At 65.5% G+C, this 24,217-nt stretch carries 25 protein-coding genes; 14 read left to right on the top strand and 11 right to left on the bottom strand.

Annotation, left to right across the window (positions count from 1 at the left end):
• The first annotated feature begins 45 nt into the window (after positions 1-45).
• Entirely contained in the window at positions 46-1,008 is a 963-nt protein-coding gene (locus ACZYW1_RS11550; protein WP_463785862.1) for an alpha/beta fold hydrolase, read from the top strand.
• A 167-nt stretch (positions 1,009-1,175) separates the two neighbouring features.
• Positions 1,176-3,164 (top strand): 4-alpha-glucanotransferase, encoded by a 1,989-nt coding sequence (gene malQ, locus ACZYW1_RS11545; RefSeq protein WP_463785860.1) that lies wholly within the window; start codon positions 1,176-1,178, stop codon positions 3,162-3,164.
• A gap of 10 nt (positions 3,165-3,174) precedes the next feature.
• On the opposite strand, the gene ACZYW1_RS11540 is transcribed toward malQ, so the two are convergent.
• From ACZYW1_RS11540 to ACZYW1_RS11520, 5 genes are all read right to left on the bottom strand, one after another.
• Positions 3,175-4,128, bottom strand: a complete 954-nt coding sequence (locus ACZYW1_RS11540; RefSeq protein WP_463785858.1) for a TIGR03557 family F420-dependent LLM class oxidoreductase — start codon at positions 4,126-4,128, stop codon at positions 3,175-3,177.
• Between the two features lie 146 nt (positions 4,129-4,274).
• The gene (locus ACZYW1_RS11535) at positions 4,275-5,381 is read right to left on the bottom strand and encodes a PDR/VanB family oxidoreductase (RefSeq protein ID WP_463785857.1); all 1,107 of its coding nucleotides are present in this window, start codon (positions 5,379-5,381) and stop codon (positions 4,275-4,277) included.
• Positions 5,381-6,280, bottom strand: a complete 900-nt coding sequence (locus tag ACZYW1_RS11530; RefSeq protein ID WP_463785855.1) for a metal-dependent hydrolase — start codon at positions 6,278-6,280, stop codon at positions 5,381-5,383. The genes ACZYW1_RS11535 and ACZYW1_RS11530 overlap by 1 nt, the downstream gene beginning before the upstream one ends.
• A gap of 33 nt (positions 6,281-6,313) precedes the next feature.
• A complete protein-coding gene (gene add, locus ACZYW1_RS11525) occupies positions 6,314-7,348 on the bottom strand; it encodes an adenosine deaminase (RefSeq protein ID WP_463785853.1) in 1,035 nt (344 codons plus the stop codon).
• Positions 7,345-8,202, bottom strand: coding sequence for a class I SAM-dependent methyltransferase (locus ACZYW1_RS11520; RefSeq protein WP_463785852.1), 858 nt, complete (start codon positions 8,200-8,202; stop codon positions 7,345-7,347). Before ACZYW1_RS11520 ends, add begins: the two co-directional genes overlap by 4 nt.
• Positions 8,203-8,288: 86 nt before the next feature.
• Here ACZYW1_RS11520 and ACZYW1_RS11515 point away from each other — a divergent pair, with 86 nt between their 5' ends.
• The 4 genes from ACZYW1_RS11515 (at position 8,289) to ACZYW1_RS11500 (ending at position 11,085) form a co-directional block, all read left to right on the top strand.
• Positions 8,289-9,107 (top strand): class I SAM-dependent methyltransferase, encoded by an 819-nt coding sequence (locus ACZYW1_RS11515; RefSeq protein ID WP_463785851.1) that lies wholly within the window; start codon positions 8,289-8,291, stop codon positions 9,105-9,107.
• The gene (locus ACZYW1_RS11510) at positions 9,104-10,084 is read left to right on the top strand and encodes a phytanoyl-CoA dioxygenase family protein (RefSeq protein ID WP_463785849.1); all 981 of its coding nucleotides are present in this window, start codon (positions 9,104-9,106) and stop codon (positions 10,082-10,084) included. The genes ACZYW1_RS11515 and ACZYW1_RS11510 overlap by 4 nt, the downstream gene beginning before the upstream one ends.
• On the top strand, positions 10,081-10,755 hold the full coding sequence (tenA, locus tag ACZYW1_RS11505; RefSeq protein WP_463787802.1) for a thiaminase II: 675 nt from the start codon (positions 10,081-10,083) through the stop codon (positions 10,753-10,755). The genes ACZYW1_RS11510 and tenA overlap by 4 nt, the downstream gene beginning before the upstream one ends.
• 183 nt (positions 10,756-10,938) lie before the next feature.
• Positions 10,939-11,085 carry a DUF2256 domain-containing protein gene (locus tag ACZYW1_RS11500; protein ID WP_463785848.1) on the top strand — a complete coding sequence of 49 codons (147 nt, stop codon included), beginning with the start codon at positions 10,939-10,941 and terminating at the stop codon, positions 11,083-11,085.
• Between the two features lie 49 nt (positions 11,086-11,134).
• On the opposite strand, the gene ACZYW1_RS11495 is transcribed toward ACZYW1_RS11500, so the two are convergent.
• Positions 11,135-12,541 (bottom strand): amidase, encoded by a 1,407-nt coding sequence (locus tag ACZYW1_RS11495; protein WP_463785846.1) that lies wholly within the window; start codon positions 12,539-12,541, stop codon positions 11,135-11,137.
• Between the two features lie 164 nt (positions 12,542-12,705).
• On the opposite strand from ACZYW1_RS11495, the gene ACZYW1_RS11490 reads away from it, so the two are divergent.
• Positions 12,706-12,855: a hypothetical protein gene (locus ACZYW1_RS11490; protein WP_463785845.1), complete on the top strand. Its 150-nt coding sequence runs from the start codon at positions 12,706-12,708 to the stop codon at positions 12,853-12,855.
• A gap of 48 nt (positions 12,856-12,903) precedes the next feature.
• On the opposite strand, the gene ACZYW1_RS11485 is transcribed toward ACZYW1_RS11490, so the two are convergent.
• A complete protein-coding gene (locus tag ACZYW1_RS11485) occupies positions 12,904-13,422 on the bottom strand; it encodes a MarR family winged helix-turn-helix transcriptional regulator (protein WP_463785843.1) in 519 nt (172 codons plus the stop codon).
• Between the two features lie 27 nt (positions 13,423-13,449).
• Here ACZYW1_RS11485 and ACZYW1_RS11480 point away from each other — a divergent pair, with 27 nt between their 5' ends.
• From ACZYW1_RS11480 to ACZYW1_RS11470, 3 genes are read left to right on the top strand one after another with little or no spacing between them, the layout of a single operon-like run.
• Entirely contained in the window at positions 13,450-13,974 is a 525-nt protein-coding gene (locus ACZYW1_RS11480; protein ID WP_463785842.1) for a phenolic acid decarboxylase, read from the top strand.
• 42 nt (positions 13,975-14,016) lie between these two features.
• The gene (locus ACZYW1_RS11475) at positions 14,017-14,784 is read left to right on the top strand and encodes an alpha/beta fold hydrolase (protein WP_463785841.1); all 768 of its coding nucleotides are present in this window, start codon (positions 14,017-14,019) and stop codon (positions 14,782-14,784) included.
• Entirely contained in the window at positions 14,781-15,263 is a 483-nt protein-coding gene (locus tag ACZYW1_RS11470) for a DUF3237 family protein (RefSeq protein ID WP_463785839.1), read from the top strand. The genes ACZYW1_RS11475 and ACZYW1_RS11470 overlap by 4 nt, the downstream gene beginning before the upstream one ends.
• 39 nt (positions 15,264-15,302) lie before the next feature.
• Here the strand turns inward: ACZYW1_RS11470 and ACZYW1_RS11465 are convergent, their stop codons facing one another.
• Both ACZYW1_RS11465 and ACZYW1_RS11460 read right to left on the bottom strand, forming a co-directional pair.
• Entirely contained in the window at positions 15,303-16,214 is a 912-nt protein-coding gene (locus ACZYW1_RS11465; RefSeq protein ID WP_463785837.1) for a fumarylacetoacetate hydrolase family protein, read from the bottom strand.
• A 50-nt stretch (positions 16,215-16,264) separates the two neighbouring features.
• Positions 16,265-17,728, bottom strand: coding sequence for an amidase (locus ACZYW1_RS11460; RefSeq protein ID WP_463785835.1), 1,464 nt, complete (start codon positions 17,726-17,728; stop codon positions 16,265-16,267).
• 221 nt (positions 17,729-17,949) lie between these two features.
• Between ACZYW1_RS11460 and ACZYW1_RS11455 the strand changes: the two genes are divergently transcribed.
• The 3 genes from ACZYW1_RS11455 to ACZYW1_RS11445 are packed head-to-tail and all read left to right on the top strand — an operon-like array spanning position 17,950 to position 21,730.
• Positions 17,950-20,169 (top strand): xanthine dehydrogenase family protein molybdopterin-binding subunit, encoded by a 2,220-nt coding sequence (locus ACZYW1_RS11455; protein WP_463785834.1) that lies wholly within the window; start codon positions 17,950-17,952, stop codon positions 20,167-20,169.
• Positions 20,166-20,738 (top strand): (2Fe-2S)-binding protein, encoded by a 573-nt coding sequence (locus ACZYW1_RS11450; RefSeq protein ID WP_463785832.1) that lies wholly within the window; start codon positions 20,166-20,168, stop codon positions 20,736-20,738. The genes ACZYW1_RS11455 and ACZYW1_RS11450 overlap by 4 nt, the downstream gene beginning before the upstream one ends.
• Positions 20,735-21,730 (top strand): FAD binding domain-containing protein, encoded by a 996-nt coding sequence (locus ACZYW1_RS11445; protein WP_463785830.1) that lies wholly within the window; start codon positions 20,735-20,737, stop codon positions 21,728-21,730. The genes ACZYW1_RS11450 and ACZYW1_RS11445 overlap by 4 nt, the downstream gene beginning before the upstream one ends.
• A gap of 37 nt (positions 21,731-21,767) precedes the next feature.
• On the opposite strand, the gene ACZYW1_RS11440 is transcribed toward ACZYW1_RS11445, so the two are convergent.
• Entirely contained in the window at positions 21,768-22,325 is a 558-nt protein-coding gene (locus tag ACZYW1_RS11440) for a nucleotidyltransferase family protein (protein ID WP_463785829.1), read from the bottom strand.
• 64 nt (positions 22,326-22,389) lie between these two features.
• Between ACZYW1_RS11440 and ACZYW1_RS11435 the strand changes: the two genes are divergently transcribed.
• Positions 22,390-23,514 (top strand): XdhC family protein, encoded by a 1,125-nt coding sequence (locus ACZYW1_RS11435; RefSeq protein WP_463785827.1) that lies wholly within the window; start codon positions 22,390-22,392, stop codon positions 23,512-23,514.
• Positions 23,515-23,520: 6 nt separating this feature from the next.
• Here the strand turns inward: ACZYW1_RS11435 and ACZYW1_RS11430 are convergent, their stop codons facing one another.
• Entirely contained in the window at positions 23,521-24,171 is a 651-nt protein-coding gene (locus tag ACZYW1_RS11430) for a TetR/AcrR family transcriptional regulator (RefSeq protein WP_463785825.1), read from the bottom strand.
• Positions 24,172-24,217 lie beyond the last annotated feature (46 nt).

Here is a 24,217-nt window from a genome sequence, read left to right as displayed (position 1 = left end):
TCCCGCAGAGCCGACGCCGGCCAGCCCGCATTACGATCGCAATTCATGACGGAGGGAGCACCGGGAGCGGCGTCGGCGCAGCCATCGGCCGGCCAGGTTCCACCGCTCGACGTCGAAGGCTCCGGAATCCTCCCCCCGGTCGCCGACCGGGTGCGCCGGGCTTTTTGGTGGCTCGAGCGACTGGCTCCCTTCCTGGGGTCGCGCTGGGCAGTCGAATTGTGGTGCACCCCACCGGTTCTCGAGTCGAGCCTGCGTATGCCGCCGGGAGTGGCGCCGGGCAGTCCGGTCGAAGCGTATTGGGACGGGCATCGGGTCGTCGGCGAGCAGTGGGGCGAGGGGCCGCCGATCTACCTGGTGCACGGCTGGGGCGGCCAACGACCGCATCTGGCCATGTTCGTCAAACCGCTGGTCAAGGCGGGGTATCGGGTGATCACGTTCGATCTGCCCAGCCACAACGACTCTGATCCGGGTGCGCTCGCGCCCGGGCGTACCACTGCCACCGAGTGCGCCGACGCGATCGCGGCCATGATCGAGGCTCATGGGCCCGCTTACGCGGTGGTAGCGCATTCGCTCGGAGCGAACGCGACCGCTCTGGCGGCGGCGCAGGGCGCACCCGTCGGCCGCTTGGTCTTCTTCGCGCCGATGGGCGATTTCCCGCTCTATCTCGACCTGTTCGCCGCGCGGCACGGCTTCGGCCGTCGGATCCGCGCGGGCCTGCACCGTCGGCTGGAGAAACGAATCGCCATGCCGCTGGAGGAGACGAACATGACCCGGATCGGTCGACGAGCCAGCTATCCACCGTTGCTGCTGATCCACGATCCCGACGACCCGGACAGCCCCTACGCCGCCAGCGAGCGGCTGGCCGCGTCATGGCAGGGCGCACAGTTGGTGACCACCCGCGGGCTCGGCCGCCTCGCTCATTACCGAATCCTGCGACACCGCCCCGCTATCCAGGCCGGGCTGGAGTTCATCGGCCCTCCCGTGGCTGACCAGAGCGTCGAAGGGTGAGGGAGCACCACATAGCCTCGGTCACTCAGCCCCGCGATGTCCCCACCGGCTGATCCGCACGATCGCGGGTTGGCGTCAGGCCAGTCCGTGTGAGAACCGGCGGCGGGGGTACACCGAGACGTGGAATCAGTTGAGGTGCAAAGAAAGCTTGTAAAGCCGCCCGGAATATGACGCCCGTGCCCGCCGATCTTCGGGAGTTGGCTGAAGCTCACGGAGTAGCTACGCATTACCGAAATGAGCGCCGCGAGGTGGTCGACGTCGACGCCGACGTCGTGATCACGGTGCTGGGTCTGCTCGAGGTGGACGCAGGCAGTCCACGTGACCGGGTGCTGGAGTTGGCCAAGGTTGCCGAAGCGGGCCGAGCTGATCTGCTGCCGGCCACGGTTGCTGTCCGCATCGATGGCCGGCGCCACCGATTGCCCGGCGCCGAGTTGCTCGTGGCGGAAAGCGGCGACGAGTTTGCGCTGCGGGACGAACTACCCGGCGACCTCTCGCCTGGCTGGTATCGACTGCACACCCGGAAGGGGCAGGACGTCACCCTGGTCGCAGCTCCGCCGAGGTTGCCGCCTAGCCCGGCAACCTGGGGCTGGATGTTGCAGCTCTATGCGCTTCGCTCGTCCCGATCGTGGGGCATCGGCGACCTCGGCGACCTCCGGGAGTTCGTGCACTGGACCGCCGCCGAGCACCGAGCGGGTGCGGTGCTGCTGAACCCGCTGCACGCCCCGGGGCCGACGCACCCGGTGCAGGCCTCTCCTTACACCCCGTCGAGTCGCCGCTTCGCCAACCCACTCGCTCTGCGCATCGAGGACCTCGAGGCCTATCGACGGGCCGACGCCCGGACCCGCGGTGAGGTCGACGCGCTCAAAGTGTGGGACGGTACCGAGCGCATTGATTACGACCTGGTGTGGGCCGCCAAACGGGCAGCGCTGGAATTGCTTTGGCGCGCGGAAGGACGGCCGTCGCGCGATACTTTGTCCTCAGCTCTGGTCGATTGGGCCACGTACTGCGCGCTGGCGGAACGGCACGGCGGTCGTTGGACACGCTGGCCTGAGTCGCTGCGCGATGCCGGCGGGCCGGCCGTGGCCTCGGCGCGTCAGGAGTTGTTGCCGCGCATTGCCTTTCATGCGTGGATCCAAGACCGATGTGCCGAACAGCTGGGCGCCGTACGCGATGCGGCCCGCGACGCAGGTATGTCCATCGGCCTGATTCATGACCTCGCGGTGGGAGTCGACGCTGACGGCGCCGACGCGTGGGCCCTGGCCGATGTGCTCGCCACCGGGGTGACGGTCGGCGCACCGCCGGACAACTACACTCCGTCCGGGCAGGACTGGGGTTTGCCGCCGTGGCGACCCGATCGCCTGGCCGCAACCGGTTACGGCGCGATGCGCGACATGCTCGAGGCGGTACTGGCTCACGCGGATGGTCTGCGGATCGATCACATAGCCGGCCTGTGGCGGCTCTGGTGGATTCCACCGGGGGATGGCCCCGACCGCGGTACGTACGTGCGTTACGACGCCGATGTGATGCTTGCCGTCCTGGCGCTGGCGGCGCATCAGGCGCGGGCCATCGTGATCGGCGAGGACCTCGGCACCGTCGAGCCGGAAGTGACCCAGGCACTGGCCGACAACGAGATGCTCGGTTGCGCGGTGTCATGGTTCGTCCGCGACGAGAACGCGCCGGACCAACCGCTGCTGCCGCCGGCGCAGTGGCCACGGCACGCGGCCGCCAGCATCTCCACCCACGACTTGCCTACCGCAGCAGGATTTTTGCGCGGCGAGCACGTGCGGGTGCGTGCCGAGCGCGGGCTGCTCAACGACATTCCAGCCGAGGAGGCAGCAGCCGAACGTGAACGCGCTGAGTTGCTGGCGATGCTGCGCTCTGCAAATCTTCTGCCGCCCAACGACGATGGGTCCGAGCCAGACGAAGCAAGCATCATCACCGCCATGCATCGAATACTCGCTGCGACCCCGAGTCAGCTGAAACTGATCTCGCCCTACGACCTCGTCGCCGAGCCGCGACAGCCCAACTTGCCCGGGACGATCGACGAGTATCCCAATTGGCGATTGCCGCTGCCACTGACGCTCGAGCAACTGCGCGCCGACCCGCGGGTCGCGGCAACTATCGCCGCTTTTCGGCGCGATCAGGACTTGCTGTGAGCGATCGAACTCAGCGCAGCAGCGGCAGCACGTCGCGTTCCCAGGCTTGGAAGAATCCGTCCATGTCCGGGCCGACCTGCTGTACGTACACTTCGTCGACGCCCGCGTCGAGGTACGCGCGTATTTGAGCCGCATGCTTTTCGGGGTCCGAGCCCGCCGTTATCGACTCGGCGACAGTCTCTTTGGGCACGAAGTGCATTGCGGCCTCGAAATCTTGGGGGCGCGGCAGGATCTGGGCGAGCTGACCGGGCAGACTTTCGTTGGCCCACAGTCGATGCGCCGCATCGAGGGCCTTGTCGGCATCGCGGTCCCAGCTGACCTTGGTGCCGGCCTGGACTGGCTTGTCGCCGCCACCGGCGTCTCGGAATGTCTTCACCAGATCGGCGTCGGGGGTCACGGTGACGAATCCATCAGCGATGCGACCGGCGAACTTCGCGGCCTGCGGCCCGAATCCCGACACGTAGATCGGCACGGGGTCTTCGGGCAGTGTGTAGATCCGCGCTTCCTGCACCTCGTAATGGGTTCCATGATGGCTTACCTCTTTGCCTCCGAGAAGAAGTCGGATCACCTCGACGGCTTCTTCGAGCATCTCCAGCCGCACGCCCACCGAAGGCCACGGGTCGCCAAGCACGTGCTCGTTGAGCGCCTCCCCGCTACCCACACCGAGCACAAACTTGCCCTTGAGTTGGACCGCGGCGGTCGCTGTAGCTTGCGCGATGATGGCCGGATGAATCCGGATCGTGGGGCAGGTGACAGCGGTCGAGACGGGCAGCGAGGTGGCCTCCGACAGTGCGCCGATCACACCCCACACGAAGGGGCTGTTGCCCTGGTCGTCGTTCCACGGATGGAAATGGTCTGAAATCCACAATGATTCGAAGCCGGCCGCTTCGGCTCGCTTGGCCTGATCGATGAGCTCGTGGGGGCCGAACTGCTCGCACGACAGGAAGTATCCGATCTTTGGCATGGTCGGGCGAGTACCCGGTGCCGGACGTTGTTACGCAAGTTCTGACGCCGCGGTCACCGGGGTTGTTGTTCGCGGCGTCATTCGACTTACGCCGCGGCTACAGGAACAGAGTCAATACCATTGCAGCGAAGGGGGATTCGCGACGCCTAGAGATCGAGGGTGAGCCGTCCGCCGGACGCCACACGGGATATGCACACCAGCATCATGCCGCTCTCGCGCTCTGGAGTCGTCAAAAGGGTGTCTCGGTGTTCGACCTCACCGTCGAGCACCCGGGTGCGACATGTCCCGCAGAAGCCTTGTTGACATGAATAAGGGGTCGGCACCTCGGCCCGCCGCAGCGCGGCGAGCAGCGTCTCGTCGGCGCCGACCGTGATCGTCGCTCCCGATGACGCGACGGTGACCTCGAATTCGGTTCCGTCGAGCACCGGGGGTGCGGCAAACCGCTCGAAATGCAGTTCGACATCGTCGCGGCCGGCCAGAGTTGCGCGGATCGCGGTGAGCATCGGCTGCGGCCCGCAGGCGTACACGGCGGTGCCGTCCGCGCAGTCACCGAGTAGCTCCTCAGCACTGGGAATGCCGGATCGGTCGTCGGTGCGGATCTCGACCCGGTCCCCGAACCGGTCGACTTCATCGACGAATGGCAGGCTGTCGCGGCTGCGGCCGACGTAGACCATCGACCACTCGACGCCCAGACGCGCCGCCGTGGCCAGCATCGGCAGGATCGGCGTGATGCCGATACCGCCGGCGATGAAACGCAGCCGTCTGGACGGCGAGCCGTAACCGGGCACCGTCAGCGGAAACGCGTTGCGCGGACCGCTGGTCGTTACCGTCGCACCGACGTTCAGGGCGTCGTGCACCTCGATCGAGCCACCGCCGCCGTCGGGAATCCGACGGACCGCGATCCGGTAGGCGTCGGTGACCGCGGGGTCGCCGCAGAGCGAGTACTGGCGCACGAGTCCGCTCGGCAAGTGGATGTCCAAGTGCGCACCCGCGCGCCACGGCGCCAGTCGCCCAGCGTCCGCAGACGTGAGAGTCAGCGCCACCACCTGTTGGTCGTGGGCGACCACCTGCCGGTCCGCCACCGTCAACGTGACGGTGCGGTCGAATACGCGCGGTGCCGCCATCTGCCGGATGTTGCCCGACACCTTCCACACCCCGGACACGGCCGCATCGATCAGACCGACGAAAACGTCGTGGCGCAACCGTCCGGACATGCTCGGCGGCAGCCGCCGGTAGCGGTCGCGAAGCGACATCACATGTGCGCCGCGCGAGCGGCAGGCGACCGGGCCAGGTAGGCGACCGCCTGCGCTGTCGATCCCATCCGGTCCGGGGTGAATCCGGGCCGGAAGTAGGCCAGCGTGTTGGAGCCGAAGAGCTTGCTGTACTTGGGAAGCAGACCCAGCTTGGAGTCGCGGACGCGCAGGCGTTGCGTTTTCCACCAGCCGATGTCCACATTCGGGTCGGCCTTCATCAGAAATGTGGCGCCGCGCTGGAAGAACGAAAAGATACCGATCATCGCCATCACCATGGCGCCGATGCGGTCGACGTAGCTGTCGTGGAAGTACACCGCGACATCGTGAGCGACGCTGCGGTGCTCGACCTCTTCGCTGCCGTGCCAGCGGAACACATCGGCCATCGTCGGATCGGCGCCGTGGTCGTCCCAGCTGCAATTCAACGCGAAGTCACCCATCACCGCGGTGTAGTGCTCGAGGGCGGCGATGAACCACAGCCGGTCACACAGGTGGTTCATCCGGCGCTTGGGGTCCTCGGAGGTCGACGGGGCCAGCACCTTGGTGAAGATGTACTCCATCTGGTCCAGCATCGGCGTGGGATCTACGCCGCGTTCCTCCATGAATTCGTGCAGCAGCCGCTCGTGGACCTCGGCGTGTGCACCTTCCTGACCGATGAAACCGCGCATGTCCTCGGCCAGCTTCGGGTCCTTCACCAAGGGGAGGGCCTCGTTGTACGTCGCGACAAACCACCGCTCGGCCGCCGGCAGGATCAGGTTGAGCAGGCCTATCACATTCGAGGCGACGGGATGGCCGGGAATCCAGTGCAGCGGCACGTCGGTGATGTCGAAGTGCACCTTGCGGGCTTGCAGCTGGACCGGGCCCGGATCGACCTCCTCAGCCGAACGGCTCGATCGTGTCATCTCGGACCTCCCTCTGGCGAAGGTTACAGGAGCTCATGACACCTGTTGCGCGACTCGATACGCATCGAGGCGGCCAGTCCACCCGTGCACATCGCTGGGATCGGCGAAGCTCGCGGTAAAACTGTTGTGCGCCAACGTAATAAAGTCATCGATGTCGAGCGACAACGCCTCGGAGGCGGCGAGATAATTGGCGTTGACGTAGCCGCCGAAGAACGGTGGATCGTCGGAGTTGATCGTCACCCGCACGCCCGCATGCAGGAGTCGGCGTAGGGGATGCGAAGCCAGGTCAGGCACCACCTGCAGTGCCAGATTCGACAACGGGCACATGGTGAGGGCGATGCCGGTGTCGGCGAGCCGTCGCATCAGCGCGTCGTCGTCCGCGGCCGCGACGCCGTGGTCGATCCGGTCGGGTAGGCAGACGTCCAGTGCTTCGGTGACGTAGGACGCCGGCGTCCCCTCGCCGGCATGCACGGTGGTCCGGTACCCGCGCGTGCGGGCCCGGTCGAAGTATCGAGCGAATTTGCCTGGCGGGTGGCCGAATTCGGCCGACCCGAGGCCCACCCCGAGGATGCGCTCGGCCCATGGATCCAGCAGGTCGAGCAACTCCAGACCCTCTGCCTCCGAACGCTGACGCTGCGCTGTGCAGATCACCTGACCGTCGATACCCCACTCGGTTCGGGCGTCGTCGATCGCCTGGAACACACCCCCGAGCTGATCGGAGATCGGGACGCCCAGGTCGAGGAAAGTTTGTGCACCGTAGAACATTTCGGCGCGAAGGACGTTCTCTTGGGCGGCCCGCTGCAGATAGGCCAGCGTGAGATCGTAGAAATCCTCCCGGCGGCGCAACACCTGGCCGACCCGGAACAACACGGCGAGGAAGTCTTCCAGGCTGCTGAAGCGGTAGGCGGCACGGATCTCCTCGACCGATCGCCACGGCAGGTCGACGCGGTTGGCCCGCGCGGTCCGCAGCATCACCTCCGGCTCGAGTGTTCCTTCGAGGTGGACGTGTAGTTCTGCTTTGGGCAGGCCGGCGATGAAGCCGGCGCTCACGTCCACAGCAGGAGTCACGGAACGCGTGCGATGGTGATGTCCAACGGGTGGGGCACCACACCGGGTTTCCCGGGCAGGGAGATGTCGCGCAGATAGTCGATCAACAGCTCGCGGGCTGCGCGCCCCAGCGCCGCAATACGTGCACCGACCAAGAAGTCGAGCACCGCTTCCCCTCGCCCGAGCGGATCCGCCAAGGCTTCGCGGAGGTCAAGATGTGCAACGAGGGTTTCCGCGCGAACCGAGAGACCGCGCACGTCCAGCTCGGCGCGGACGTCGTCGGCGAACCACGGCTGCCGGGTGTCCCACGGGCAGAGGAGTTCGGTGAGGACGCACAGCGGCTCCAGCGGTGCGGTGGCGGCCAGCAGCAACCCGCCCGGCCGGACCATGCTCAGTCCGTGGTCGAGCGCGGCTGACAGATCATCGACGTAGTACAGCGAATGCACGAAGTGCACGAGATCGGCGGGTCGCCCCGCCTCGTGGTCGGTGAAATTCCCGATGACGACGGTGGGGGTAAGCCCTTGAGCGTTAAGCCCATTCAGCCGCTCGGCGAAAACCACCGCAGACGGGGCGTGTGGCTCGACGCCCGTGTAGTGCACGCGGCGGCCGTCGGCGGCAAGCACCGCCGCGAGCGGTGCGTCGATACTGCCGTCCCCGACACCGACTCCGACGATGCGCACCGGATCGCAGTCGGCCAGCAGCGGTGGAAGCACCCGTACCAGCCAATCCTTCAGACGGGGGCGTTGATCGCTGGCAGCCTCGTACCGCGCATGGGTGAGCGCGTACCGCTCGCCCGACAGCACCGGGAGCGGCGGTTCGTCGACGACCTGCTTCCGTAGCCGGTCAAGTGCGGTGGTTCGACTCTGAACTATCACGCGCCCGTGTTCCCCGCTCCGAGCCGGAGCAAACTGACGCATCTCCGCCGCGGGCAGGCCGCCCGGATCCGTGGTTATGGTGAGTTATGACCCGGCCCGATACCGCCCGACGCAGCTTGGACCATTGGAGCGAGAGCGGACGGGCCGAAATGGAGTCCTTCTACGCGCTCGCCAGGGAGGACTACCGGCAGCTCGCAGCAGCCCGCGACTGGGGCGCCGACCTGGGTGGGCACGCGCCCGACGCTCAACTTCGGCTGCTCGACGTCGCCTGCGGAAGCGGGAAGTTCCCCTCGGCTCTGCTCGCTGCCGGGCTGCCGGCGCGGCCCGTCGTCGAGGTAGACCTGCTCGACCCGTCCGCGTTCAGCATCGCCGAGGCGCGGGCGGCACTGGCCCCGCCGTTCGTCGCCGCCGGAGAACACGAGGTGTTCCTGCAGGACTTCACCGGTACCGGGTACGACGTGGCCTGGGCCATGCACGCGCTGTACGCGCTGCCGCCCGCCGAGCTGGCTGCCGGCGTGGCCCGGATGGTTGCGGCACTGCGACCAGGCGGTTTCGGCGCCGTCGCGCAAGCATCGTCCGCTTCGCACTACTTGGCCTTCTACGACGCCTACCGCGCGGCATTCGCCCCCGACGCCACGCCTTATACCGACGCCGAAGGCGTGGCTTCGGCCCTCCGCGCAGCGGGGGCGCCGATCGAGGTGCAGGCAATTCATTACCGCACCGGGTCAAGCGATCGGGCCGTCGTCGAGGGGTTCCTCCAGCGCTGCGCGTTCGACGACGCCGTGTCGCTGGACGAGTTGGAGCGACGAGAGCCGCTCGCCGACTATCTGGCAGGCTGTCGAGAACCCAATGGAGACTATGAGTTTCAGCACGAGGCACACCTCATCACCTGGGAGCAGCCGTGATTCGCAATCCCCACCTGTCAGCGTCGACAGCGGCGGGCGCCGCCTCTGACGTCGCCGTCGAGTGGGACCGCGGCAACGACCAGTGGTGGGACTGGTACATGTCGCTTGCGGACGGCCCGGCTTCCGACGGCCCCCTGGTGGATCCGCCGCCACACGATCCCGGCCCGCTGCCTTCCGACCGCGAGATGCTGGCCGAGTTGGCCGACCCCTATCCGGTCACGGCGGCGCAGGTCGAGCGATTTCAGGCGGAGTCGTTCATCAAGCTGCCCGGCGTCTTGACACCAGGCACGCTGGAACGCATCCGGGTTCGGATGCGCACGATGCTCGATGCCGCGGTCGACCCCTCGGTGGGTTTTCAGAGTCTTGAAATGATGTGGCTGCAGGACGATCTGATGCACGCCGCAGTCGTCTCGCCGCGCATCGGATCCATTTGCGCGGCCCTGTTGGGAACCCCACAGGTACGGCTCTATCACGACAACGCGCTGTCCAAGGAACCGGGCGCAGGCCGCACGCCGTGGCATTACGACGCCCATCATTTTCCGCTCGATTCACCTGACGTGCTGACGGCATGGATCCCCTTGCAACCCACCCCGCGCGAAATGGGACCGCTCGCGTTCGCACGCGGCGCCGAGGTTGGATCCTTGGTTGCCGACGTCGAATTCGACAAGCACGGCACCTCCTATGACCGGGGTGTGTCGGACACCTTCCGCAGCCACGCCGTGCGGGTGGAGGACGGACCGTTCGCGGCGGGCGAGGTCAGTTTCCACGCCGCGAGCTGTTTCCACACCGCCGGTGCGAACCGCACCACCGTCGCTCGGATGGCGCTTGCCACAACGTATTTCGCTGACGGTGTCCGGGTGGTGCCCAGCCCGACCATGGTGAGCGGCGACTGGCGCAAGTTCATTCCCGGTGTCGAGCCCGGCCAGGTCGTGAGTAGTCCGTACAACCCGCTGCTAGCCCTCCCGGTGCGGGCCTGAGCTTCGTGACGCGAGCCGGTTGGACCGGACGGTTGTGGGCTGAGGTTGCCGGCACCTACGCGTCGATCGTGAAGCACCCGTTCCTGGCCGGCCTCACCGACGGCAGCCTCGACCTGGAGCGCTTCACCTACTACATCGTGCAGGACGCCCACTATCTACAGGAATTTGCTCGCACGCTGACCGTTGTGGGTAGCAAGGCGCCGACACGTGCCGGTGTCGGCATGTTCGCCCGGCACGCCGCCAGCACCGCCGAAGTCGAACTCGCACTGCATGAGTCGCTGCTGGCCGAACTGGGCATCGAGAACATCGGGGACATCCCGGTGGCCCCGACCACCCTGGCCTATACGAGCTACCTGTCGGCGACTGCGTCTCGTGGCACCTTCGCCGAGGGGTTCGCTGCGGTGCTGCCGTGTTACTGGATTTACGCCGAGGTGGGCGCCGGACTCGTCGGGCGCGGTTCTCCGGATCCGCGGTACCAGCGCTGGATCGACACCTACGCCGACGCCGACTACCAATCCATCGTCACTGAAGTGTTGGCGCTGGCCGACGATGTCGGCCCGACCCTGTGTGCTGCCGACGAGGCCCGGGCCCGGGCTCATTTCGCAACGACGGCCCGTTACGAGTGGATGTTTTGGGACGCCGCCTGGCGCCGCGAGGTGTGGCCGGTCTGAGGCGAAGGTCCTCCGTCAGATCGCTGCGGTGCCGCCGTCGACCACCAACTCCACCCCGTTGACGTAGCTCGAGTCGTCCGAGGCGACACCAAAACCCTCGCCACCGCTTCAGCCCATCGCCGTCGTCCTCATCGACAACGCCATCCCCGCGGCACTGAGTTGACGGCCGGGTATAGCTGAATCGTGCAACGAGAAGAGGACGTCAAGATCTGCGTGGCCTGTGGGCGCCCGTTCGCCAATCGCAAGAAGTGGCGACAACGAGGGCAGTGGGATCAGGTGATCTACTGCTCGCAGCGCTGCCAGAAATCGGGGAAGCGAATCGGTCCGTGAAGGCGCGCACCACACGCGGTGATGCAACTACGCGGCGGCGATTCCGAAATCATATGGCGGGATGAAGGTCTCGCACGGGACTGATCCGTTCCAGGACCGAGGCGAGGTACAGAACTGTGGACTCGGCGTGCCAGCTGCCGGCGATTTGAACTCCGATCGGGAGGCCATCGCCGCTGGTGCCGAACCGCATCGACAGCGCCGGCAGGCCCGTGATGTTGAACTGCACGGTGAATGTCTGAATGTGCGTGGCGTCGACCGTTTTACCGTCGATGACGAATTCCGTCAGACCGTGCCGGTGCGCGGGTGTGGGAAGTACTGGTAGAAGCAGCGCGTCGTAGCGGGTGAAGTAATCCGCGTACCCGTCGCGGATCCGCTCCAAGCCCTGCTCTGCCGCGACGTAGTCCTGCATCGAGGTGTCAGGGGTGCCGAGCATGTACTTCGACATCGTGAACATCTTGTCCTGGTTACCGCTGACCGCGGCCGCCATCGCAGGCTTGAGCTCCATGACGTGCTGAAAATTGAACAGAACCAACGGGTTATCGCGTTGCAGCGCAGGAATCGTGACTTCCTCGACGTGCGCCCCGGTGCTCGCAAGTGCCTGCGCTGCCGCGCGGACGGTCGCGGCGACCTCGGGGTCGACCGGCCCCAGACCCGAGTCGACGAGCCAACCCACGCGTAGCGGACGGTGTGGGCTGGGGCCGACACCACTGTCGAAATCGGCCGGTGTGACTGCGAAACCGTCCTCACCGTCGGGTCCGGCGAGCAGCGAGTAGGTCAAGGCCACATCGCGTACCGTTCGCGCCATCGGGCCGACGTGCCAATCCCTGCGCGGTACGCGGGGCCAAATGCCGGTCATCGGGATGCGGCCATGGGTGGGCTTGAGTGCAACGATTCCGGTCTGGGCGGCCGGGCCCCGCACGGAAATCGCGAGGTCGGTTCCGATACCGAACGGGCTCATCCCGGCTGCAATGGCAGCCGACTCGCCGCCGCTCGACCCGCCGGGGGTGCGGTCGAGGTTCCAGGGATTGTTCGTGCGACCGGTGAGCAAGTTGTCGCTCTCGGTCGAATACGAGAACTCCGGAAGATTCGTCTTCGCCAGCAGGATCCCGCCCGCGGCCTTGATGCGGGCCACGCTGGTGGCATCTGCGGTGGGGAGTCGACCGGCGAAAATCGGCGAGCCACGCTGAGTCAGCACGCCTGCGGTGTCGACGGAGTCCTTCACGGTGAACGGCACGCCGTGCAGGGGGCCGACGGCCTGGCCATCCTTCAGTGCGGCGTCCGCGCCGCATGCCGCGTCGAGGGCATCGTCGGCGATGGTCACGACGGCGTTGATCGCGGGATTCGTCTCGTCGATGCGCGCCAGGTGCGCATGGATCAGTTCGACGGAAGACACTGACCGGGAACGGACCAACTGTGCCTGCGTGGTTGCGTCGGCGAAGATCAACTCGTCGGACATGGCTTCTCTCACCTGGACCTCTACGTTGAGCGGCAGATATCGATGGACTGATTTTGCTTCTTGCCGGTAAATCTTGCCGGGTTCGGGGCACGGCAGACGGGGCACACTTCCCCCGAACTACAGTCCGGCGGGACGAGCCCGCCGCGACGAGCGGGAGGATTCACATGACGATGCCCAGCGACGCCGTGGACGGTGTCGAGTCCGAGGGATCCAACGAAGGTCCACGTGACCACCAGGGTGTCGACACCGATCACGACGCCTACGTCGACGAGAACAACGTGCCACATCCCGGCGACGCCAACGAGGATCGCTGACTTCGACGCTGAACTCTAGGGCGAAGCCTCGTCCTAGGTATGACCTCGTTACGACGTCGAATTGTGCGGGAGTGAAGCAGCGACCGGATCGGTGGCTGTCGCTTGGAGGGTGAGCGTCGATTGCAGTGCGATCAAGGCAGGTATGGCTGCAGTGATCGCGGCCCGGTGAGACGTGCTGAGTTGGCCTAGAGCTTCGGACAGCAGGCGCTCGCTGGCGGCGTCATATCCCCGCAGCAGTTGGGCTGCGTGACGGGTGAGGGTGACGTGGACGACTCGTGCGTCGTTGTCGTCGCGGTTCAGAGCGAGCAGACGCGCTCGCTTCATTGTCTGGATGACGTTGCTGACCGTGGGCCGCGCCAACCCGAGTCGATCGGCGATCGCTCGCGGAGTGATACCGGGACTGCCGGCCACCGTCCGCAGAATCTCGATGTGTGCGTCCGGGAGGTCGGGTAGGCCCTCGGCTGCCCGGGTGGTCCTCAACACCACCCGACGCAGCGGGCCCAGGATGCGGGAAAGCTCCGCAGCGGTGCTGGGATGCGACGGCGGTTCAGCCAAAGGGTTCCTCACAAAACTATTTTGTTCTAAACTCATTCTATGCCCGACGACAGCGATCTGCATCCACCCGCTGACGGTGACGCCCGTGGCCTGGTTGGACACCACTTCATCTACACCTACGCCAACGGCTGGCGATACGAGATGTACGTCAAGAATCTCACCACCATCGACTACCGGATCCACTCCGGCCACGTCGGCGGTCGTTGGGTGCGCGACCAGACCGTCGACCTCGTCGCTCTGGCTCCCGATGTTTACAAGATCTCGTGGACCGAGCCCACCGGCACCAGCGTCGTCGTTGATGTGCTGCCCGGTTTGCGCCGGTTGCACGGAACCATCTTCTTCCCCGACTGGATCCGCACCGACGGACACAAGACGGTGCTCTATCAAAACGATCACCTCGACGAGATGCGCGCATACCGCGACGCCGGTCCTACCTATCCGATCTACGTGGTGCCTGAATTCGCGACGATCACCTTCATCGAAGACGTTGGCGCTGACGACGAGTCGATCATCAACGTCGCGCCCGAGGCGCTGCCCGCCGGGTTCGCCGACCGCCGAAACTAGCGCGGCAGCGCTAGTGCAACCCACGACCTCCTGTGAGAACCGTTGACCGCCGAATCTCCGCTGTTGCTACTTCATGGAGTCACCATGTCGGCCGCCGCCTGGGCCAGCGTGACACCGTTGCTAGAAGACCGCTTCGACCTCATTGTGCCCACCCTCGCGGGGCACCGCGGCGGGGTCTCGATCGCGACGCCCGCCACGATCAGCCGTCTGACGGACTCCGTGGAACGTCTGCTCGACGGTCGCCGGCTGGACACCGTGCACGTGGCCGGCAATTCGATGGGTGGATGGATTGCCGTCGAACTGGCACGTCGAGGCCGCGCAGCATCGGTGTGCGCCCTGTCCCCGGCCGGACTGTGGCCCTCGGTAGGCGGCCCCGACCGCAGCCGAAAACAACTGCGCCGCATGAGAACGCTGGCCGTAGCCACCCGCCATCTCACACCGCGGTTACTTGGAATCGCTGCAGTGCGACGTCTCGTGATGTTCACGGCCGCGGTGCATGGCGAGCGTATGTCTGTCGAGCAGGCCGTGCACGCCTTCGAGGACGTGGTGGGCTGCCCAGCCGCCGAGGACCTGTTGAACACCACTGAATATTTGGCGACACTGGAATCGCTTACCTGCCCGATCACCGTCGCTTGGTCAGGCAACGACCGCATCTTTCCGCCCGCCGCGTATCTGCCGACCGCGCGTGAAAGACTGCCCCACGCACGAATCATTGTGTTGCCCGGCGTAGGGCACGTTCCGATGATCGACGATCCCAGACTGTGTGCCGACACGATCCTCGGGTCCATCGCCGAGGATCCCACACCATGACGCCGGAAACCCAGCCTTGTGCGAACAGCCCTGTGCTGCAACATGTCTTTCAGCTACGGGTCACGGTGGCACAAGGTATCGAGGTCGGACCGACACCCCTGGGCTATCGCCGCGTCGTCCCGATCACCGGCGGCCGTGTCGAGGGACCTGTGATGACCGGGCGGGTGTTACCCGGCGGTGCCGACGTCCAATGCGTCCGAAGCCCAACCGAAATAACGGTACTGGCCACCTATCTACTGGAGTCAGACCAGGGAGAAACGGTGCTCGTGCGAAACGCGGGAATCCGTTGCGGTACAGCAGAAGATCTCAACCAGCTGCTCCGCGACGAGCCTGTGGACCCGGCCCGGATCTATTTCCGTAGTACGCCGAGCTTCGAGACCGCGGCACCACGGCTGGGCCGGTTGAACAACCACGTCTTCATCGGCACCGGCACCCGCATGCCCGGATTGGTCTGCTTCGACGTCTTCGAAGTCCAGTGACCAACGGATGTTCAACACCGCGCGTGTACGGCCCGGCAATCACCGCGTGAGGATGCGGTGCTCGATGACGCCCACGCCGTCAATCGTCAAAGTGATGGTGTCCCCGGGCTGTAACCAGTTGCCGGTTTCCATCCCGCTGCCACCGGGCAGTGTGCCCGTGCCGAACAACTCACCGGGTAGCAGGTGTTCGCTGCGTGACGCGTGGGCGAGCACGTCGCCCAAGCTGTGCGTCATCCCGGCGCTCGACACAGTGGACACCGTCCTACCGTCGATGGACACCGTCCCGTGCAAACGATCGAGGCGCGGCAATATCTCGTCGGCGGTCACGGCCACCTCGGAGAGCGAACTGGCAAAGTGCTTCGCTTTCTGTGGGCCGAAACCAGTTGCCATTTCGGCTCTTTGTACATCGCGGGCACTGAAATCATTGAGGACGACGAATGCTCCGATGGCGCTCAGCGCCTCGGCCGGTGTCGCGTTGAACAGGGGCTGTGCCAACACGAAACCGAGCTCGAGCTCGTAATCCAGCGCGCCACTGTACGAGGGCACCTCGATCGGGGTGCCGGACGGCACGAAGGTCAGTGCGTTCGACATGTAGTAGACCGGCTGGGAATGCCACAGCCGACCGGGCTTGAGCATCGGGAACGTACGTCGCGTGACAGCCTCCACGAGTTGGATCAGGCGGTACTGGCCAGGATGGAAGCGGCGAACCAGACCACGCGCGGCGTCCACCGCATGCCGCTCGTAGAGCATGAAATCACGAAAAGACGCCGGCTGAAACGGCAGCAGCGATTCGCTGAGAGCCAAAGATTGGTCGGCTCTTGCCAATTCCCACGTGTCGTCGAACACCGGCCCGCCCAGCGCTGATCGATCGGGGTGGCGCTCCCAGTTTCCGGTCTCTTGCAGCGCCTGCAATTCGAGACCGTCGTCGGTTCGCACCCGCCGCAACTTCATCTACACCTCAGCAATCACGCCGTTGTCGGGAGAGGTATCGAGCACGCAGATCATAGGTCGGGTCGACGGTCCGCCCACGGCTGCAGCTGCTCGAGTTGCGAGGCGAGTCGGATGAGCAAGCCTTCCGCACCGAGTTTTCCGACGAACTGGGACCCGACGGGCAGACCGTCCGGCGTCCAGTGCAGCGGAACACTGATGGCCGGCCGACCGGTGATGTTCGCCAGTTGCGTGTAGGGCACCCACCGCAGGTTTTCCTGGACAATCTGATCCACGATCGGCGTCAGCCGCAGCAGTCCCGCGCCGCGGGTGGCAAGCAGGAGTTGCTGGCCGCGGCGCACGATCGGCGGCAGGTCGAACGCCCCGATCCGGGGCGGCGGGGTTGCGGTCGTCGGGGTCAGCAGCAGGTCGTAGGAGCTGTGGAATTCAGCGAGCCGCCGAACGTGGGTGTGACGACTCTCGATGGAGCTATAGAGGTCAAGGGGATTGGTGGCTCGACCGAGCGCGGCGAGTAGGCGGGTGTCGATCTCGAAACCCGAATCGTTGCAGCCGGTTTGGGCTTTGACGCCGGCGACGCTGGCAGCGCAGGCGACGAACCAGGTGGTGAGGAAATCCTTGGCCAGCGTGGCATCGTCGACGGGGGGCTGCGACAGCTCGGTGACATCGTGCCCCGCGCGGACCAGCAGCTCCACGGTATTCGCCACTGCGGCAACGGCTTCCGGGTGCGGGTCGGGATTGATCGCGCTTGCGGTACATACGCCGATCCGAAGGCGGCCGGGGTCCTGTCCGACGTCGTCGGTGTAGCGGCCGGCGGGCTGAGCAGCAAGGTAGGGCGAGACGGCGGTGGGACCGGCAAGCACCTCGAGCATCGCGGCGCTGTCGCGCACCGAGCGTGAGATGACACCGTCGGTGGCGCTGCCGCCGAGGTATTCGCCGAAAGCGGGCCCGGCCGGGATCAACCCGCGCGACGCCTTCAGCCCGAACAGGCCACACGCCGAGGCCGGTATGCGTATCGAACCGCCACCGTCGCTGGCCCCGGCACACGGCACGATTCCCGCCGCTACTGCGGCGGCCGATCCGCCCGACGATCCGCCCGGTGTGTGGTCGGTGTTCCACGGGTTGCGCGCCGGCCCGAAGAGCTCCGGCTCGGTGACACCCTTCAGGCCGAACTCCGGGGTGTTGGTCTTGCCGAAGATCACCAATCCCGCGTCCAGCCAGCGCTGGACGACGGTCGAATTTTCCTGGGCGACAACGTTGGCGAGAGATCGTGACCCGCCGCTGGTCGGGTAGCCGGCGAGGTCTTGATGCAAGTCCTTGATCAGGAAGGGCACACCCGCGAAGACGGCGTCGGCCTCGCCCGCGCGAGGCGGGTCGACATCCACCACAACCGCGTTGATGCGCGGATTGACCTCCGCTGCCCGCGCCCGCGCCGCGTTGAGCAGATCAGCCGGGGTGACGTCTCCGGATCGAACGCGCTGCGCCAGACCTACCGCGTCGTAAGTCGTGTAGTCATCCACATCGGCACCCTATCCGCGGCGGCGAGGCTGTAGCGACCGCGTCGCGTCGCGGGCCTGCCGTACCACATCGCTTGAATTCTGCGGTCCTCGACGTCACACCATTAGCATCGATCACGTGACAGGTCGCGGTACTCCTGCGCCCAGTCACCCCGAGAACGATCAGGCCGGGGCGAGAGGTCACGCGGAGCATGCCAGCAGCACGCACGAGCGTGGGACGTGCGGTGAGCCGCGTCGAAGGCGTGGACAAGGTGACCGGCCGGGCCCGCTACACCGCCGACGTCATCGTTCCCGGGGTCGCTACCGCGGTCTTGGTGCAGTCGACGATTCCGCACGGGCGTGTCACCGAGGATTCGCTGCGCGCGAGCGCCGTCCGGGCAGAGCAGGCACCCGGGGTCCTTCACGTCCTGACGCCGCTGAACTGTCCGCCGCTGAACATTCTTCCGGCTGGCCTCACCGCTGACTTTCCCATGGAACGTCGCCCGCCACTGTCGGACGTGAACGTTCAGCACGTCGGCCAGCACATGGCCGTCGTGGTCGCTGACACTCTGGAAAACGCCACCGATGCGGCGTCGCTGTTTTCACTCGACTACGAGGTGGTACCAGCGCAGATGAGCGCGGGTGCTGTGCTTGCCGAGCCGTCGACAACCGATCGGAACGACGGCCAGATCCGCTACGGCAGTTACCTTCCCGATCACTTCGTGAAGCTCGAGGAGGAGAAGCTGCAGGACCGACGGGGTCGTCCGCCCGACCCGAATAACACCGATAGCCGCGTGGTTTCCCGCTACACGACACCGATGAATGCCCATTACCCCATGGAACTGTCGGCGACGATCGCGCAGTGGCAGGGCGATCATCTGACGATTCACGACAGCACCCGGTGGATCGGTGGCGAACGAACGGCCTTGGCAGCCTACCTGGGCATGCCAGAGGACCGGATTCGCATCGTGTCGCCCTTGGTGGGTGGCGCCTTCGGATCGAAAAGCTTCCTCTGGATGCACGTCGTGCTGTGTGCGGTGGCCGCTCGGGCGATCGACCGCCCGGTGAAATTGGTCTTGACGCGCGATCAGATGTTCACGTCGACCGGGCATCGACCACGCACCGACCAAGACGTGACGCTGGTTGCCGACGAGGACGGCCGAATTCTCAGCACCGAACACCACACCGTGACCGAGACCTCGACCGTGGCGCACTTCTGTGAGCCCACGGGGCTTTCCACCAGATTCCTGTACCACTCGCCGCACCTGGAGGTGTCTCACCGGACCGCGCGTATCAACGCGCCCACCCCGTGTTTCATGCGCGGCCCAGGAGAGACGCCGGGCCTGTTTGCGCTGGAGTCAGCCATCGATGAACTTGCCCAGCGGATGAATCTCGACCCGCTCGATCTGCGGATCCGTAACCACGCCGACGTCGATCAAGCGAGCGGCAAACCGTGGTCGGGCAAGCACCTTCTGCAGTGCTACCAGGACGGTGCACGTCGTTTCGGCTGGCAAGACCGGCCCACAGCGCCGCGATCGATACGACGTGACGGCGTCCAGATCGGATGGGGAATGGCGACCGCTACCTACCCGGGTCGACGGATGCCGGCTGGCTGTCGAGTCGTCACCGACTCTGATGGGTTCGTTCAATTCGCCTCGGCCACACATGAAGTCGGTAATGGAGTGCGCACCGTTATGACCCAGGTCGCGGCCGATGTCACCGGTATTCCGATGAACCGGGTGAGCTTTGTATCTGGCGACTCCCTGTTTCCCGCTGCGCCTTACAGCGGTGCTTCGCAGACCACCGCCACCGTCGGCTCCGCTGTCTTCGCGGCCGCCACCGAGTGGCGGCGCCGATTCGCCGGTGCATTGACGCGGGATGCCGACTCTCCGTTCTTCGGCTCAGATCCTGCCGAGGTCGATATCACCACCGTTGATCCGGTAGCCGCTTCGGCATACCGAAATGATCTGAGCTTCACGGTCGATAGCGACGCCGGCGGCCAGCACGCCAAGGCATTTCAGTCTTTCGGCGCACACTTCTGCGAGGTCGAGGTCGACGAGCACATCGGCCGCGTCAGCGTCACCCGGTGGGTGGCTGTGATGGACTGCGGACGAGTGCTCAATCCGATGCTCGCCCGCAACCAGGTGATGGGCGGCATCACTTTCGGCCTTGGTATGGCGCTGCTCGAACAGATCCCGTATGACGAGGCGACCGCACTTCCGATCGGGGAGTACTACGTGCCGACACATGCCGACCTCCCTGAGTTCGACATCTCCTTCATCGACCACCCCGACTACGGCCTGAACCCGATCGGCGTGCGCGGCATAGGGGAAATCGGGATATGTGGGGTGCCCGCCGCGATCGCGAATGCCGTGCACCACGCCACCGGCAAGAGACTGCGCGACCTACCGATCACCATCGAGGATCTCATGTCTCCCTACCGTCCTCCGAAAGACAGTGCATGACGGGCCATTGGTCTGCCGACGAATTCACCGACGGCCGCCGACACACGATGCGGCTTCGTGTCAACGGTGAGATCCACGAGATCGTTGCCGACATCCGAACCACGCTGCTCGACTTGCTTCGAGAGCGGCTGCACATCACCGGCACCAAGAAAGGTTGCGACCACGGATTGTGTGGTGCGTGCACCGTCGCTGTGGACGGCGAGCGCGTACTGAGCTGCTTGACATTGGCGGCATCGATCGACGGATCCGACGTGATCACCATCGAAGGAATCGGCAGTGACTCCGATTTGGATCCGGTGCAGCAAGCGTTCCTCGACTGCGACGGACTGCAATGCGGCTACTGCACGCCGGGACAGATTTCGTCCGCTCACGCAATGCTTGCGGAATTCGACCGCGGTGACCTGAGTACCGCGACTTTCGACGGCAATCGCCACGACGTCATCCAGGGATGCTCGCAGCTGACCCGGAAAGAAATCCAGGAACGGATGGCCGGCAACATCTGTCGCTGTGGCGCCTATGCCAACATCGTCGAAGCGATCGAGACCGCCGCCGAAATAGCTGAATCGTGAAGGCTTTCGACTTCCGGCATGCCAGCTCCGTCGAGGACGCCATCGACGCCGCCGCCGTTGTCGGAGCGAAGTATCTCGCCGGCGGCACAAATCTCCTTGACCTGATGAAAGGTAGCGTCGAACAACCCACGGCTCTGATCGATCTCCGACGGTTAGAGCTGACGTCAGTCACGTCGACAGAGACCGGCGGGGTATTCGTAGAGGCATGCGTGACCAATAGTGCGCTCGCCAACCACCAACTCATCCGCACCCAGTACCCGGTGCTGTCTCATGCGATTCTCAGCGGAGCCACGACCCAACTGCGCAACATGGCCACGGTAGGGGGAAACCTGTTGCAGCGCACCCGTTGTCCCTACTTCATGCAGACAGCCTTCGTGTCATGCAACAAGCGCAGCCCGGGCACTGGTTGCGCGGCACGACACGGATTCAATCGCGAGCATGCCATCTTCGGTCACAGCGATGACTGCGTAGCGACTCACCCGTCAGACATGGCGGTCGCCCTGGCGATCCTGAATGCGACTGTGCATGTGCAGAATTCGACGGGACGGCGCATTATCTCGATCGACGAGTTCTTCGCACTCCCAGGCCGTACCCCCGAGTTGGACAACACTTTGAAACCCGGCGAACTGATAATCGGAATCGAATTGCCACCGTCGCGGCTGTTCGACCATTCCTGGTACCTCAAAGTCCGCGATCGCCATAGCTACGCCTTCGCTCTGGTATCGGTCGCGGCTGGCTTGCACCTCGACGGCGATGTGATCACTGCAGCCGCCCTTGCATTGGGTGGCGTGGCTGCCTCTCCCTGGCGACTGTACGAAGCCGAAAACAGCCTGGTCGGAAAGCGGCCCGACACAGCGGCATTCCACACGGCGGCACAGCTGGCGGTCAGCGGTGCAAAACCGCTCTCGCAGAATACATTCAAAGTCGACCTCGTCCGCCACAGCGTGGTCAGGCGCTGGAGTCAGCTGCTGTCGACCGCGGAAACGGGCTGACCACGTGACTATGGTGAGTGACGATCGTCGCTGTCGGTTAATCGGGTTCGTCGTAGTCGAGGCCGGTGGCGAGATCTGCACATTCGACGATCTCGACGTCATGACGGGCGCGGAGGAAGGCGGCGGCCCCCCGGTCGCCGGCAATGCTGGACAACACATCGAGCCAATGGCGTCGCGCGAAAACAACAGGGTGGCCAGGCCGATCACCGAAATAAGCCTGAGCCAGTCCGCTGCGGGAAGTCAACGCGCGGGTCAGAACTCGCGAGACCACGGTCGCATCGACATCCGGTGTGTCGACAACATGCACCACGGCGTATTCGGCGCGGAGCGCATCGGCCTGCCGCAGGCCGGCGCGCAACGATGCGCTCAGGCCGTCCCGCCAGTCAGAGGCGGTCACGGTGATGACGCCGTCGGGCACCGGCACCTGCGCCGCACCGAGGACCACGATGACGACATCGCAGCCGCCGTCACGCAACGCCGTCAACGCGCCTGTTCGCCATTCGTCGACAAGCACTTTCGGCTTGCCGTACCGCCGGCCCGCCCCCGCAGCCAGCAACACCCCGGCGACACGGCGACCAACTGCGTTGTCCGCCATGACACACATGATGTCGCAAACGTGGGCCTTCGCATCCGGGACATGCCACAGGCCGGTAGCGCTGGTGCGTGAGTTACTGAGCGACCTGGTGTCAATCTGGCAATCGGGCGGCACCGCCGGTGTAGCGACTGTCGTCGACCAACGAGGCTCGGCGCCGTGTCCACCGGGTGCCTCGATGGTGGTTGCGCCCGACGGGACGGTCGCGGGCTCGGTGTCCGGTGGATGCGTGGAAGCAGCGGTATACGAGCTGTTGTGCGAGGTCCGCCTAACCGGGCGCCCGATGTTGCAGCGATACGGGATCGCTGAGGACGATGCCTTCGCCTTCGGCCTCACCTGCGGCGGCGAGATCGACGTGTTCGCCGAACCCGTATCCCGGGTGACATTCCCTCAGCTGCAGCGGGTTGCCGACGAAGTCGCTACGAACCACCCGACTGCGACCGCAACCGTCATCGATCACACCGATCCCGGCGTGGTCGGCCGGCGGCTGGTGCTCGGACCGGATTGGGTCGACGGGACGCTGGGATCGTCGCTTGCCGATGCCGCTGTGATCGAGGATGCGCGCGGGCTGCTCAGCGCAGCGCACTCGGCAACGCTGACATATGGGTCAGGCAGGACGGGTCAGCACGCGAGCATGAGGGTTTTTGTCGCCAGCATGACTCCGCGGCCGAGGATGCTGATATTCGGCGCAACAGTTTTCGCGCACGCGTTGGCTCGCCAGGGTGCGTTACTGGGTTACCGGGTCACGGTGTGCGATGCGCGTGCTGTCTTCGCGACGCGTATCCGCTTTCCCGACGCTGACGACGTCGTAGTCGAGTGGCCGGATCGCTACCTGGCGGAACAGGCAGCGCTCGGCGCACTCGACCGCCGCACCGCAATCTGTGTGCTCACCCACGATCCCAAGTTCGATGTTCCGTTGCTCAACATCGCGTTGCAGCTCGACGTCGGCTATGTCGGCGCCATGGGTTCGTTCCAGACGCACAATGACCGCATGGACCGGTTGCGCGCGGCCGGCGTGGCCGATGCCGACCTGCTCCGTCTGGCCAGTCCGATCGGGCTCGATCTCGGTGCGCGCACCCCCGAGGAGACGGCGGTGTCGATCACCGCAGAAATGATCGCTCGACGCTGGGGCGGAGGAGGCCGTCCGCTGTCGGACGTCGACGGCCGCATCCACCGACTTATTGCTGATTGACGGGAATCAACCCGCCGGCTGCCATCCCCGCATCGCGTCGTCCATCTGGTCGTCGTCGAGTGCGCTGACCGTCAGGTGCTGCGTGCTGTCATGCAGGCGCATGCCGTCGAGCAGAAGAGCCACGTAGCGACGCCACAATTGCGGCTCGACCTGACCGGCCCACTCACTGACCGTTCCGGCGAGCAGGCCGAGGATCGGCATGTCGGTGTGAGCGATGTCCGGCCGTAAATGCCCGTCGTCGCGCGCCCGCTTCACCAGTGTCGACAACAGCGGGGTAAGCCGTTCGCGAGCGCATTCGACCCGGTTACCACCGGCCTTGCTGTACACCATCTCGCGTAGACCCCGGTCGGTAGCGGTCAGCTCGCACAGCTGCTCGACGAACGATACGAAGCCCTCCCACGAATCCTGGTGTTGCAGCGCGGCTTCGGCGAGACCGGCCACCTGGTCGATGCTGTCCTCGAAGATCGCCTCGACCAGTTCGTCCTTGGTGGCGAATCGCCGATAGACCGTTCCCACACCGACATTCGCGTAATGGGCGACATCGTTGAGGGTCGCCTCCAGCCCCTTGACCGCGAACAGTTCGCGGGCCGCCTCGAGCACGCGGCGCCGATTGCGCTCCGCGTCCTTCCGCAGGCCGCGGCATGGCTGTTCGCTCACCTGGCCCAGCTTAGTGACCTGCGTTACCCGCGTCCACAAGTGGATT

It is taken from the genome of Mycobacterium sp. IDUB_36, assembly GCF_055419225.1.
Note: the sequence above shows the minus strand (reverse complement) of the source record. Positions and strands in the feature narration are given on the sequence as shown.

What these genes read in the sequence shown, in the direction of transcription:
- ACZYW1_RS11550 (WP_463785862.1), top strand. Translation starts at nt 46, where the DNA reads ATGACGGAGGGAGCACCGGGAGCGGCGTCGGCGCAGCCATCGGCCGGC.
- malQ (WP_463785860.1), top strand. Translation starts at nt 1,176, where the DNA reads ATGACGCCCGTGCCCGCCGATCTTCGGGAGTTGGCTGAAGCTCACGGA.
- ACZYW1_RS11540 (WP_463785858.1), bottom strand. Translation starts at nt 4,128, where the DNA reads ATGCCAAAGATCGGATACTTCCTGTCGTGCGAGCAGTTCGGCCCCCAC.
- ACZYW1_RS11535 (WP_463785857.1), bottom strand. Translation starts at nt 5,381, where the DNA reads ATGTCGCTTCGCGACCGCTACCGGCGGCTGCCGCCGAGCATGTCCGGA.
- ACZYW1_RS11530 (WP_463785855.1), bottom strand. Translation starts at nt 6,280, where the DNA reads ATGACACGATCGAGCCGTTCGGCTGAGGAGGTCGATCCGGGCCCGGTC.
- ACZYW1_RS11515 (WP_463785851.1), top strand. Translation starts at nt 8,289, where the DNA reads ATGACCCGGCCCGATACCGCCCGACGCAGCTTGGACCATTGGAGCGAG.
- ACZYW1_RS11495 (WP_463785846.1), bottom strand. Translation starts at nt 12,541, where the DNA reads ATGTCCGACGAGTTGATCTTCGCCGACGCAACCACGCAGGCACAGTTG.
- ACZYW1_RS11490 (WP_463785845.1), top strand. Translation starts at nt 12,706, where the DNA reads ATGACGATGCCCAGCGACGCCGTGGACGGTGTCGAGTCCGAGGGATCC.
- ACZYW1_RS11480 (WP_463785842.1), top strand. Translation starts at nt 13,450, where the DNA reads ATGCCCGACGACAGCGATCTGCATCCACCCGCTGACGGTGACGCCCGT.
- ACZYW1_RS11470 (WP_463785839.1), top strand. Translation starts at nt 14,781, where the DNA reads ATGACGCCGGAAACCCAGCCTTGTGCGAACAGCCCTGTGCTGCAACAT.
- ACZYW1_RS11465 (WP_463785837.1), bottom strand. Translation starts at nt 16,214, where the DNA reads ATGAAGTTGCGGCGGGTGCGAACCGACGACGGTCTCGAATTGCAGGCG.
- ACZYW1_RS11450 (WP_463785832.1), top strand. Translation starts at nt 20,166, where the DNA reads ATGACGGGCCATTGGTCTGCCGACGAATTCACCGACGGCCGCCGACAC.
- ACZYW1_RS11440 (WP_463785829.1), bottom strand. Translation starts at nt 22,325, where the DNA reads ATGGCGGACAACGCAGTTGGTCGCCGTGTCGCCGGGGTGTTGCTGGCT.